Origin of the sequence: Salinibacterium sp. ZJ70 (genome assembly GCF_011751865.2) — a bacterium.
Classification (GTDB): Bacteria; Actinomycetota; Actinomycetes; order Actinomycetales; family Microbacteriaceae; genus Homoserinibacter.
In genome coordinates, this window is record NZ_CP061770.1 from 2,202,824 (window position 1) to 2,214,400 (window position 11,577).

Annotated in this window: 11 protein-coding genes and 1 tRNA gene; 7 read left to right on the top strand and 5 right to left on the bottom strand. The window is 68.9% G+C overall.

Translation table 11 applies throughout. From position 1 onward, the window contains the following. Nucleotides 1-52: 52 nt before the first annotated feature. Nucleotides 53-1,603 carry an amino acid permease gene (locus tag HCR12_RS10465; protein WP_166866148.1) on the top strand — a complete coding sequence of 517 codons (1,551 nt, stop codon included), beginning with the start codon at nt 53-55 and terminating at the stop codon, nt 1,601-1,603. Between the two features lie 54 nt (nt 1,604-1,657). Here HCR12_RS10465 and HCR12_RS10470 read toward each other — a convergent pair whose 3' ends face one another. Then, the gene (locus HCR12_RS10470) at nt 1,658-2,989 is read right to left on the bottom strand and encodes an FAD-binding oxidoreductase (protein WP_166866150.1); all 1,332 of its coding nucleotides are present in this window, start codon (nt 2,987-2,989) and stop codon (nt 1,658-1,660) included. A 73-nt stretch (nt 2,990-3,062) separates the two neighbouring features. Beyond that, nucleotides 3,063-3,713: a YitT family protein gene (locus HCR12_RS10475; protein ID WP_166866152.1), complete on the bottom strand. Its 651-nt coding sequence runs from the start codon at nt 3,711-3,713 to the stop codon at nt 3,063-3,065. A gap of 90 nt (nt 3,714-3,803) precedes the next feature. Between HCR12_RS10475 and HCR12_RS10480 the strand changes: the two genes are divergently transcribed. Continuing rightward, nucleotides 3,804-4,280: an Lrp/AsnC family transcriptional regulator gene (locus tag HCR12_RS10480; RefSeq protein WP_224763420.1), complete on the top strand. Its 477-nt coding sequence runs from the start codon at nt 3,804-3,806 to the stop codon at nt 4,278-4,280. Here the strand turns inward: HCR12_RS10480 and HCR12_RS10485 are convergent. Continuing rightward, nucleotides 4,270-5,280, bottom strand: a complete 1,011-nt coding sequence (locus tag HCR12_RS10485) for a LacI family DNA-binding transcriptional regulator (protein WP_166866156.1) — start codon at nt 5,278-5,280, stop codon at nt 4,270-4,272. The two genes, HCR12_RS10480 and HCR12_RS10485, sit on opposite strands and share 11 nt — an antisense overlap. Nucleotides 5,281-5,396: 116 nt before the next feature. On the opposite strand from HCR12_RS10485, the gene rhaI reads away from it, so the two are divergent. From rhaI to HCR12_RS10500, 3 genes are read left to right on the top strand one after another with little or no spacing between them, the layout of a single operon-like run. Continuing rightward, nucleotides 5,397-6,563 (top strand): L-rhamnose isomerase, encoded by a 1,167-nt coding sequence (gene rhaI / locus HCR12_RS10490; RefSeq protein ID WP_166866158.1) that lies wholly within the window; start codon nt 5,397-5,399, stop codon nt 6,561-6,563. Beyond that, a complete protein-coding gene (locus HCR12_RS10495) occupies nt 6,551-8,596 on the top strand; it encodes a bifunctional aldolase/short-chain dehydrogenase (RefSeq protein ID WP_191412331.1) in 2,046 nt (681 codons plus the stop codon). Before rhaI ends, HCR12_RS10495 begins: the two co-directional genes overlap by 13 nt. Next, on the top strand, nt 8,593-10,020 hold the full coding sequence (locus tag HCR12_RS10500; RefSeq protein ID WP_166866160.1) for a rhamnulokinase: 1,428 nt from the start codon (nt 8,593-8,595) through the stop codon (nt 10,018-10,020). Before HCR12_RS10495 ends, HCR12_RS10500 begins: the two co-directional genes overlap by 4 nt. Before the next feature lie 68 nt (nt 10,021-10,088). Here HCR12_RS10500 and HCR12_RS10505 read toward each other — a convergent pair. After that, nucleotides 10,089-10,161, bottom strand: a tRNA-Lys gene (locus HCR12_RS10505). A gap of 63 nt (nt 10,162-10,224) precedes the next feature. Here HCR12_RS10505 and HCR12_RS10510 point away from each other — a divergent pair. After that, nucleotides 10,225-10,716 (top strand): peroxiredoxin, encoded by a 492-nt coding sequence (locus HCR12_RS10510; protein WP_166866162.1) that lies wholly within the window; start codon nt 10,225-10,227, stop codon nt 10,714-10,716. On the opposite strand, the gene HCR12_RS10515 is transcribed toward HCR12_RS10510, so the two are convergent. Beyond that, the gene (locus HCR12_RS10515) at nt 10,713-11,114 is read right to left on the bottom strand and encodes a hypothetical protein (protein WP_166866164.1); all 402 of its coding nucleotides are present in this window, start codon (nt 11,112-11,114) and stop codon (nt 10,713-10,715) included. The two genes, HCR12_RS10510 and HCR12_RS10515, sit on opposite strands and share 4 nt — an antisense overlap. A 206-nt stretch (nt 11,115-11,320) precedes the next feature. On the opposite strand from HCR12_RS10515, the gene HCR12_RS10520 reads away from it, so the two are divergent. Continuing rightward, nucleotides 11,321-11,569, top strand: a complete 249-nt coding sequence (locus tag HCR12_RS10520) for a WhiB family transcriptional regulator (protein ID WP_166866167.1) — start codon at nt 11,321-11,323, stop codon at nt 11,567-11,569. Nucleotides 11,570-11,577: the final 8 nt, after the last annotated feature.

Sequence of the window (11,577 nt, forward strand, 5' to 3'; positions counted from 1 at the left end):
GAGCACACGGCAGTGCCGTGGAACCCCGCACCCCCCAGCGGAAGGACCGTAGATGTCTGAGCAGAAGAAGGTCGGTGGCGTCACCTACACCACCGCCGAGTCCGACTACTTCGAGAAGCGCCGACTCACCCGGTCGGCGGGCATCTGGGGGCTGTGGGGTCTCGCTGTCGCCGCCGTCATCTCGGGAGACTTCTCGGGATGGAACTTCGGCATCGACTTCGCCGGCTTCGGCGGCATGCTCATCGCCTTCGCGATCCTCGTGGTCATGTACTACGGGATGATCTTCTCGATCGGCGAGATGGCCTCCGCGATGCCGCACACGGGAGGCGCCTACTCGTTCGCACGAAGCGCGATGGGCCCCTGGGGCGGCCTCATCACGGGTCTCGCCGAGACGATCGAATACGTCGCCACGACGGCCGTCATCGTGTTCTTCTCCGCCCAGTACGCCAACTTCATCACCGCCGAGCTGCTGAACTTCGACCTCAGCGGCAGCATGTGGATCTGGTGGATCGTGCTGTACCTCGTGTTCATCGCACTCAACGCAGCCGGCTCGGCGATCTCGTTCCGCTTCGCGATCATCGTCTCGATCATCTCGATCGGCATCATCCTCGTGTTCTCGCTCATGGCGGCGTTCTCGGGCGCCTTCAGCTGGGATTCGCTCTGGAACATCGAGCCCGATCCCGCTGTGGCCGGCTCGTCGACGTTCCTCCCGAATGGTCCGCTGCCGATCCTCTTCGCCCTGCCGTTCGCCATGTGGTTCTTCCTCGGCATCGAGGAGCTGCCGCTCGCCGCCGAGGAAGCGCATGATCCCGTGAAGGACATCCCGCGCGCCGGATTCTGGGCACGCGGCACACTCATCGTCACCGGGCTGCTCGTGCTGTTCCTCAACACGGGCGTCATCGGCGCCGAGGCGATGGGGGTGTCGGTCGAACCGCTGCTCGACGGGTTCCGGGCGATCGTCGGCGACACATGGGCCGCGGTGCTCGCGCTCTTCGCACTCATCGGACTGCTCGCCTCGCTGCAGGGCATCATGTTCGCCTACGGACGCAACATGTACTCGCTCTCGCGGGCGGGCTACTACCCCAAGTTCTTCTCGCTCACCGGAGCACGGAAGACCCCATGGGTGGCGCTCGTCGTGGGGGCCGTCATCGGGTTCGTCGCCCTCGTCGTGCTCGACATCGTGAGCCAGCTGAGCGCCGACGCCGGTGCTGTCGTCGGCGCGATCGTGCTGAACATCGCGGTGTGGGGCGCCGTGCTCGCCTACCTGCTGCAGATGATCTCGTTCATCATCCTGCGGCGGCGCTACCCCCAGGCGAAGCGCCCGTACGTGAGCCCGTGGGGTGTGCCCGGCGCCGCCATCGCCGCTGGCATCTCGGCGCTCATCTTCGTGGGCTTCCTGCTCAACGAGGCGTTCCAGCCGGCGATCATCGCGATCGCGATCGTCTACATCCTCATCCTGCTCGGGTTCGCCCTGTGGGGACGCAATCGTCTCGTGCTCTCGCCGGAGGAGGAGTACGCCCTCTCGGGAGGACTCCACGGCGACCCGCAGAAGGAGGGCTACGACGCGATGGAGCGCGAGGTGTTCGGCAGCGATCGCCCCTGATCCGCGCAGACGGTGCGGCCCGACCTCGGATGAGGTGCGGGCCGCACCCCGTCGTCAGAGCGCGATGTTGTGGTTGCGCGCGAGCACGTTGTCCGGATCGAACGCGCGCTTCACCGCGCGCAGGCGTTCGAGGGTCGCGGGCGGGTAGATGAGCCCCAGATGCTCGGGCTCGGCGTGCTCGACGAAGTTGCCGTAGGTGCTCGTGACGCGCGCAGCCACCGGCTCCCACGGTGCACCCGCAGCGAACACGGTGTCATCGTCCGCATCCGGCGACAGCATCACGACGCGGAACAGTATCGCCTCGCGATCGCGCACCGCGAACGCCGTCGCCTCTGCGGGCACCCGGGAGAAGGCTCCGCCCAGATAGCGCACCGAGGCGACCGTCGGGGCAGGGAAGCCCGCGACTGCGGCGACGTAGTCGTCGATCGTCTCATCGTCGAGGTCGACGAAGCCGTGCCCGCCGACCATCCGCACCGGCGGTGGCGCCATCGCCTCCGCCACGAGCTCGGCGTACGGCCTCCTCGCGATGTCCGAGGAGAGGACCCCCGGAAGCTCCAGCAACGGAGCGATGAGCGCGAGACCCTGATCCTCATCATCGGTCGCGGCGCACACGAGCAGCTGGGCGCTCGGCTCCTCCCCTGGCCCCATCGGCGGCAGCGCGAGGAACGTCGTCGTGAGCTCGTCGGGAGCGGCGCGCATCACATCGCGCCAGGCGCGCAGCAGCTGACCCAGATCCGAGAGGGCCAGCTGGATGCTGCCGCCGACGACCGCAGGAAGCCGCACCGCGCGGAAGGTGAAATGGGTCGCGATGCCGAAGTTGCCTCCGCCGCCTCGCAGCGCCCAGAACAGCTCGGGCTCGGAGTCCGCAGACGCCATGAGCTCGCGCCCATCCACCGTGACGAGCTCCACGGATTCCAGGGAATCGATCGTGAGCCCCACCGAGCGCAGCAGCCATCCCATGCCGCCGCCGAGCGCAAGTCCGCCCACCCCCACATCGCGGGTGTCGCCCGAGGTGACGACGAGCCCGTGGGGCTCGAGAGTCTCGGCGACCTCGCCCCACGTGGCGCCTGTGCCCACGCGCACCGTGCCGCCCTGGCGCACCTCGATGTCACGGAACTCCCGCATATCGATCACGAGGCCTCCGGGATTCGGGAACGCATTCGCACCGTGCCCGCCGCTGCGCACCGAGACGCCGAGCCCGTTCTCCCGGGCGATCGCGAGGGCCTCGCGGATCTGCTGGGCGCTCGTCGGCCGCACGATGATCGCCGGGGCGCCCGCCCCCGCGTAGGCGGTGCGGAGCTCCTCGAACTCCTCGTCACCGGGGAGCAGGACGACGGCATCCGTCGACGCGCGCGCGGATGCGAGGTCGGAGACGTGCTCGGTCATCGGGGGCTCCTCACGTGATGATGGCGACAGCGTAGGACTCGCATCCGACGCCGTCCACCACGAGAGGCGAACCTCAGACGCCCAGGTAGCGCCCCGGCTTGTGGTTGAGCACGAGGCTGCCGTTGAGCACGACCGCACCGAGCACGCTCAGCAGCACGAGGGAGGGCTCGACGACGAAGAGCGACGTGGCGACGACGAGCCCGTCGAGGATCATGAGCGTGTAGCCGGCGCTGAAGCCGGTGCGCTCCTGCACCACGAGCGCTGCGATGTTGAAGCCGCCGAGGCTCGCCCGGTGACGGAAGATCACGACGACGCCCACACCCACGAGCAGGTTCGCGAGGATCGCCGCGAAGACGGGGTTCAGGTCGAGGTCGCCGATGAAGCCCGGCAGCCCGTAGAGCCAGGCGAGGGCAGACACGGCACTCACGACGAGAGCGGTCCGGAGTGTGAAATCCCATCCCTTGCGACGGACCGCCAGAACGAAGAACGGCAGATTCACGAGCACGAAGAGCAGCGGATACGGGATGCCGGTCGCGTAGCCGATGAGCAGTGCGAGCCCTGCCGTGCCGCCCGTCACGAGGTTGCCGGAGTGCAGCAGGAAGAGCCCGAGGGAGACGAGCACCGTGCCGGTCGCGAGCCCCACGATGTCCTCGAGCACCGTGTGCCGCTGCGGTGCCGGAGCGGGGCTCGCCGTCGCGGGAGCCTGCGGGGGGTGGGTGGTCACCGTCTGATGCTCACTCGATCAGGCATTACGCGCAAATGTGCCCGCGCGCACTGCGCATAATGCACAATGAGACGAAGGTTTGGAGACATCGTGACCAGTCAGATCATTCTCGACGCCACCGACGCTCGCATTCTCGCCGCGCTCGACGACGATCCGCACGCCACCGTCCTCGGACTCTCCCGCTCCCTCGGCCTCGCCCGCAACACGGTGCACGCACGACTGCGGCGCCTCGAGTCAGGCGACGCCCTCGGCCCCGTGACGCGACGCGTGCGACCTTCAGCCCTCGGCTATCCGCTCGTCGCGTTCATCGAGATCGAGATCAGCCAGGGCACGATGCGCGACGCCTACAGCGCGATCGGCGCGATCCCCGAGGTCGTCGAGGCCCACGCGACCACGGGCGGCGCCGACCTGCTGATCAAGGTCCTCGCTCGCGACACCGCCGATCTGCACCGGCTCACGAACATGCTCCTCGACATCCCGGGCGTGCAGCGCACGAACACCGCGGTCTCGCTCGACGAGGTCATCCCGCCGCGACTCGCGCCGCTTCTCGACCGCCTCAGCGAGTGACGACGCTCGACTCGCGCACCACGAGCTCCGGCTGGAACACGACGGTGCGGGGCATGAGGCCCGGGTCGTCGGCCTCCTCGAGAAGGATGCCGAGGGCCGTGCGACCGATGAGGTGCGACGGCTGGCGGATGGAGCTGAGCGGCACGATCGTGGAGCTCGCGAAGTCGATGTCGTCGTAGCCGACGATCGCCACGTCCTCGGGTACGCGCACGTCGCCGCGCATCACGAAGGCCTGCAGCAGGCCGACCGCGAGCAGATCGTTCGCCGCGAAGACGGCGTCGTGGCGCTCGGCGGCGGGCCGAGCGACGAGCAGCTCCCCCTGCCGTCGCCCTTCGATGACCGACAGCGCCGATCCCTCGAGCACCTCGAGCTCGGCGCCCGGGACCTCCGCGATCGCCGCGCGCGCTCCCTGCAGACGGTCGGCCACCTGGCGGATGCCGAGGGGGCCGGCGACGAATGCGATGCGGCGCCTGCCCTGCTCGAGCAGATGCGTGACCGCGAGACGCCCACCCGCCACATCGTCGACCGACACCGAGCTCAGGGCGCCACCCTCGGCCACACGGTCGACGAGCACCACGGGTGTGCCGTGCTCGCGCATGCGGGCAGCCCGCTCCTCGAGGTCGCCGAGGGGTGAGATGAGCACGCCGCGCACGCGCTGCTCCTCGAAGAGGTCGAGGTATGCGGACTCACGGTCGGCGCTCTCGCCACCGTCGCCGAGCAGGATCGAGACGCCGTGCTCGTCCGCCTCCTCTTCGGCGCCGCGGGCGATGTCGGCGAAGAACGGATTGCGGGCGTCGAGCACGACGAGCCCGACGCAGCTCGAGCGTCCGGCGCGCAGCTGTCGGGCTGCGTCGTTGCGCACGTAGCCTGTGGCGCGGATGGCGTCATGCACGCGCTCCACGACGGCGGCGGAGACGCGCTCGGGACGATTGAGCACGTTCGAGACGGTGCCCACTGAGACGCCAGCGCGCGCGGCGACGTCGCGAATCGAGACGGCCATGTGCACTCCTTCGCCTCCCGGTGGCGTGCCCACGCTAGTCGACCCTTGACGACCAGCGGCTCCGCTGTCTACGGTACCCAGAGAATGAAACGTTTCAACGAGGAGACGCGCCACCCATGACCGATCTGGCCCCCATCGCTCCCCTGCTCGACCAGCAGGCGATCGAACTGCCCTCCTGGGCGTTCGGCAACTCCGGCACCCGCTTCAAGGTCTTCGCGCAGCCGGGCGTGCCACGCGATCCGTTCGAGAAGATCGCCGACGCCGCCCAGGTGCACCGGCTCACGGGCATCGCCCCGACCGTCGCACTGCACATCCCATGGGACAAGGTCGACGACTATCCAGCCCTGCGCGTGCACGCCGAAGAGCACGGCGTCGCGCTCGGCACCATCAACTCGAACACCTTCCAGGACGACGACTACAAGCTCGGGTCACTCGCCCACCGCGACGCCCACGTGCGCCAGAAGGCCATCGACCACCACTTCGAGTGCATCGACATCATGGGAGAGACAGGCAGCCGCGACCTCAAGATCTGGCTCGCCGACGGCACCAACTACCCCGGCCAGGACGATATGCGCGGACGCCAGGACCGCCTCGCCGATTCCCTGGCGACGATCTACGAGCGGATCGGCGACGAGCAGCGCCTCGTCCTCGAGTACAAGTTCTTCGAGCCGGCTTTCTACCACACCGATGTCCCCGACTGGGGAACCGCCTGCGCCCAGGTCGCTGCCCTCGGCGAGCGCGCCGTCGTGTGCCTCGACACCGGCCATCACGCGCCCGGCACCAACATCGAGTTCATCGTCATGCAGCTGCTGCGCCTCGGAAAGCTCGGCTCGTTCGACTTCAACTCGCGCTTCTACGCTGATGACGACCTCATCGTGGGCGCCGCCGACCCGTTCCAGCTGTTCCGCATCCTCGTGGAGGTCATCCGCGGCGGCGGGTACGGCGACGACTCCGACGTCGCGTTCATGCTCGATCAGTGCCACAACATCGAGGACAAGATCCCCGGTCAGATTCGCAGTGTGCTCAACGTGCAGGAGATGACGGCGCGCGCTCTGCTCGTCGACCACGGCGCGCTCGATACCGCCCAGGCCGCGGGCGACGTGCTCGCGGCACACGGCATCCTCATGGACGCCTTCTACACGGATGTCCGCCCGGGCCTCACCGCCTACCGCGAGGCGAAAGGCCTTCCCGCCGACCCGATGGCCACCTATGCCGCGTCCGGCTACGCCGCCTCGGTCGCCGAGGCACGCGTCGGCGGCGCGCAGGCCGGATGGGGGGCGTGAGCATGGGCGTCGTCGCCGACCTCATCGCGCGCAGCAACCGCCTCGGCTCCGACCCGAAGATCACCAACTACGCGGGCGGCAACACCTCCGCGAAGGGCACGGCGACCGACCCGGTGACGGGTGACGGCGTCGAGCTGCTGTGGGTGAAGGGCTCCGGCGGAGACCTCGGCACCCTCACCGAGAGGGGCCTCGCCGTGCTGCGCCTCGACCGCGTGCGCGCGCTCGTCGACGTCTATCCGGGGGTCGAGCGCGAAGACGAGATGGTCGCTGCGTTCGACTACTGCCTGCACGGCACGGGCGGGGCGGCTCCCTCGATCGATACGGCGATGCATGCGCTCGTCGACGCCGCGCACGTCGACCACCTGCACCCGGATGCCGGCATCGCCTTCGCGACCGCCGCCGACGGCGAGAACCTCACCACCGCCGCCTTCGGCGACCGGGTCGTGTGGGTGCCGTGGCGCCGCCCCGGCTTCCAGCTCGGCCTCGACGTCGCTGCGATCCGCCGCGACAACCCGCAGGCCGTGGGCTGCATCCTCGGCGGTCACGGCATCACCGCGTGGGGCGACACGAGCGATGAGGCCGAGAAGCGCAGCCGGTGGATCATCGATACCGCGCAGGCCTACATCGACGAGCACGGTCAACCCGAGCCGTTCGGCGCGCCTGTGCCCGAGAACGCTGCGCTTCCCGCCGAGGAGCGCCGCGCGAAGGCCGCCGCGCTCGCCCCCACCATCCGCCGCGTCGCCTCGTACGACAAGCCGATGGTCGGGCACTTCACCGACGACGAGCGCGTGCTCGCGTTCCTCGCGTCCGAGAAGGCGCCGCAGCTCGCGGCGCTCGGCACGAGCTGCCCCGACCATTTCCTCCGCACCAAGGTGAAGCCGCTGCTGCTCGATGTGCCCGCGGGCGCCTCCGTCGAGGAGTCGATCGCGCGCCTGCTCGAGCTGCACGAGGCCTACCGCGCCGACTACGCCGCCTACTACGAAGCCCACGCAGTCGCCGGCTCCCCCGCGATGCGGGGCGCGGATCCGGCGATCGTGCTCGTGCCGGGCGTCGGCATGTTCAGCTTCGGCGCGAACAAGCAGACGGCCCGTGTGGCGGGCGAGTTCTACCTCAACGCCATCAACGTCATGCGCGGCGCCGAAGCGATCTCCGCCTACACACCCATCTCGGATGCCGAGAAGTTCCGCATCGAGTACTGGGCGCTGGAGGAGGCGAAGCTGCAGCGCATGCCGAGGCCGAAGACCCACGTCGGCCGCATCGCGTTGGTGACGGGCGCGGCGTCCGGGATCGGCAAGGCGATCGCCACACGCCTCGCCGCTGCCGGCGCGTGCGTCGTGGTGGCCGACCTCGACCTCGACACAGCGCAGGCCGCCGCCGCCGAGCTCGGCTCGATGGACGTCGCGATCGGCGTGCAGGTGAACGTCACCGACGCCGCCCAGGTGGAGGCCGCGATCCAGGATGCCGTGCTCGCGTTCGGCGGGGTCGACCTCGTCGTCAACAACGCGGGCGTCTCGCTCTCCAAGCCGCTGCTCGAGACCACCGAAGCCGACTGGGACTTCCAGCACGACATCATGGCGAAGGGCTCCTTCCTCGTCTCCAAAGCCGCGGCGAAGGTGCTCATCGAGCAGCAGCTCGGTGGTGACGTCGTGTACATCGCCTCCAAGAACGCGGTGTTCGCGGGACCCAACAACATCGCCTACTCGGCGACGAAGGCCGACCAGGCCCATCAGGTGCGCCTGCTCGCGGTCGAGCTCGGCGAGCACGGGGTGCGCGTCAACGGCATCAACCCGGACGGCGTCGTGCGCGGATCCGGCATCTTCGCATCCGGCTGGGGCGCCAACCGCGCGAAGACCTACGGCATCGACGAGAACGATCTCGGCCAGTTCTACGCGCAGCGCACGATCCTCAAACGCGAGGTGCTGCCCGAGAACGTGGCGAACGCGGTCGCTGCGATCACCGGCCCGGACTTCTCTCACACGACGGGGCTGCACGTGCCCGTGGATGCGGGAGTCGCAGCGGCGTTCCTGCGATGAGCGTCGTCCGCGAGGGCGTCGTGGCGGCCGTCGATCTGGGGGCGACGAGCGGTCGAGTGGTTCTCGGGCGGATCTCACGCGACGGCATCAGGATCGAGGAGGTCGCGCGGTTCCCGAACGCGCCCGTGCGCACGCCCGACGGCCTGCACTGGTCGGTCAGCCAGCTGTACCGCGACGTGGTCGAAGGACTGGCGGAGGCGGCGCGGCGCGCCCCTGACCTCGTCTCGATCGGCATCGACTCGTGGGCCGTCGACTATGCGCTGCTGCGCGAGGGGCGAACGCTCGGCGAACCGTACTCGTACCGCGACGAGCGCAACCACGCCGCGGTCGACATCGTTCACCGCCTCGTGAGCGCCGAGGAGCTGTACGCCCGCAACGGCTTGCAGCACCTGCCGTTCACGACACTCTTCCAACTCACCGCCGACCGCACCGCGGGCACCCTCGCTCTCGCCGACGGCCTGCTGCTGCTGCCTGACCTGCTCGCCTTCTGGCTCACCGGCACCGCTGTCGCAGAGCGCACGAACGCCTCGACGACAGGGCTGCTGAACGTGTCCACGCGCGAGTGGGACGCCGAGCTCGCCGAACGCCTCGGCGTGCCGGTCAGCATCCTGTCCCCGCTCGTCGAGCCGGGCACGGTGCTCGGCCCGCTGCTGCCCAGCGCGCTGCGCGGCACCGGCGCGACGGATGCGGTGGTCACCGCCGTCGGCTCGCACGACACGGCGAGCGCTGTGGTCGCCGTGCCGTCGAGGGATCGCGACATCGCGTACGTGTCGTGCGGCACCTGGTCGCTCGTGGGGGTCGAATGCGACGAGCCTGTTCTGAGCGAGGCGGGACGCGCCGCCGGCTTCACGAACGAGGGCGGCGTCGACGGGCGCGTACGGTACCTGCACAACGTCATGGGGCTCTGGCTGCTGTCCGAGTCGGTGCGCGACTGGGAGCGATCCGGCGAGCGCATCGACCTCGTCCGGCTCCTCACCGAGGCGGAGGCAGTCACAGCCGCGGTGCCGCTCTTCGACGCCGACGATCCCACGTTCCTCTCACCCGGCAGCATGCCCGACCGCATCCGCGCGTGGTTCGCGGATCGCGGGCTCACTCCCCCGGGGTCGCGCGCGGAGCTCGTGCGCTCGATCATCGAGAGTCTCGCCGCAGCCTATGCGCAGACGATCCGCAAGGCATCCGAACTCACCCGCGTCGAGGTTCGAGCCGTGCACATCGTAGGAGGCGGATCGCAGAACACGCTGCTCTGCCAACGCACCGCCGACGCCACGGGCCTCCCCGTGATCGCCGGCCCTGTCGAGGCGACCGCGATCGGCAACGTGCTCGTGCAGGCGCGCGCCCACGGTCTCGTGGAGGGCGATCTCGCGGTGCTCCGCACCCTCGTGGCCGACACGTTCCCGCTCACGCGCTACGCGCCGCGCGACTGAGGATGCCGCCATCTCACCGGACATGCAAGAAGCCCCGCAACCTGGCGAGAGGTTGCGGGGCTATCTCGTACACCCCCCGGGACTTGAACCCGGAACCCACTGATTAAGAGTCAGTTGCTCTGCCAATTGAGCTAGAGGTGCATGCCTTGCGGCTTGCTTCGGTGCCTTTCAGCGCCGAGAGACAACGATACCATGACCAAAGTCATGTCTGAAATCACGCCCAGTCCCGTCCGTCTTGCTGAGGGAATCGACGCCCCCGACTTCACCCTCTCCGACCAGGATGGCAACCCCGTCACGCTCTCCGAGCTCCGCGGCCGCAAGGTCATCCTCTACTTCTACGGCGAGGCCGGCACCCCCGCGTGCACCGCCCAGGCGTGCGATTTCCGCGACCGCCTCGACGATTTCGCCGCCGAGGGCTACCAGGTGATCGGCGTCTCGCGCGACGAGGTGCCTGCGATCGCGAAGATGGTGCGCGAGGAGAGTCTCACCTTCCCGCTGCTCGCCGACCCGACCCGCGAGGTGCACGGGCTGTACGGCACCTTCGGCGAGAAGCAGCTCTACGGGCGCACCGTGCAGGGCGTCATCCGCGCCACGTTCGTGATCGACGAGCAGGGCATCATCGAGCGCGCCTTCTACAACATCAAGGCCACGGGTCACGTCGCGATGCTGCGCAAGCGACTGAAGCTCGCCAGCTAGTCGCGCTCGGCCCGCTTCTGCGTCGACGAGACGACGCTCGGCGCGAAGAGGATCGCGAACGTCACCACCGCGACGAGCAGGATGGGCCAGCCCCATGCCGGCTGCGCCGTGGGGCCCTGGAGGGCACCCGCGCCGATCGCGAACTGCAGCACCTGCCACACCGTCGCGGAGGCTCGCACCCACGCCTGCGCGCGGAACAGACCCACCACCGTCGCGGCCATCCACACCACGGCGAGCACGACCAGAACCGTGAGCGCGATGGCGGATCCCCACGAGGTCGGCTCGAGCACCATGAGGTCGATCAGCAGCACGACGGCGGCCGCCGTGACGGCTGCGAGCTCGAGGATGAGCAGAGCCGCAAGGCCCCAGAACAAGGGCGGACGCGTGCTGAATCTCACAGAGTTATCCCATTCAGACCTATTGATCAGTCGTAACAAGTATGAAACAGTTGTCGATGGTTGATGTGACGCTCACGACGTGGTGAGTGCGTTCGAATCAACATTCCCCCACACCAATTCGAACCCTCTTCAGCCATGCCCGAAAACGGCCACCCAGCCGTTTTCGTTCAGCGTCAACAGCATCACACTCAAAGGAGCACTGCACCATGGACTGGCGTGACAAGGCCGCCTGCCTCACCGTCGACCCCGAGCTGTTCTTCCCTGTGGGGAACACCGGACCCGCCGTCGACCAGATCGAGAAGGCCAAAAGTGTCTGCGGTCGGTGCACTGTCTCCGAACAGTGCCTGCAGTACGCACTCGAGACGAACCAGGACTCGGGAGTGTGGGGCGGTCTGAGCGAAGACGAGCGTCGCGCACTCAAGCGCCGCGCCGCCCGCGCGCGCCGCGCCTCCTGACGCCGCGC

Coding starts and splice junctions, on each gene's coding strand:
- HCR12_RS10465 (WP_166866148.1), top strand. CDS start 53: ATGTCTGAGCAGAAGAAGGTCGGTGGCGTCACCTACACCACCGCCGAG.
- HCR12_RS10470 (WP_166866150.1), bottom strand. CDS start 2,989: ATGACCGAGCACGTCTCCGACCTCGCATCCGCGCGCGCGTCGACGGAT.
- HCR12_RS10485 (WP_166866156.1), bottom strand. CDS start 5,280: ATGGCCGTCTCGATTCGCGACGTCGCCGCGCGCGCTGGCGTCTCAGTG.
- rhaI (WP_166866158.1), top strand. CDS start 5,397: ATGACCGATCTGGCCCCCATCGCTCCCCTGCTCGACCAGCAGGCGATC.
- HCR12_RS10495 (WP_191412331.1), top strand. CDS start 6,551: ATGGGGGGCGTGAGCATGGGCGTCGTCGCCGACCTCATCGCGCGCAGC.
- HCR12_RS10500 (WP_166866160.1), top strand. CDS start 8,593: ATGAGCGTCGTCCGCGAGGGCGTCGTGGCGGCCGTCGATCTGGGGGCG.
- HCR12_RS10510 (WP_166866162.1), top strand. CDS start 10,225: ATGTCTGAAATCACGCCCAGTCCCGTCCGTCTTGCTGAGGGAATCGAC.
- HCR12_RS10520 (WP_166866167.1), top strand. CDS start 11,321: ATGGACTGGCGTGACAAGGCCGCCTGCCTCACCGTCGACCCCGAGCTG.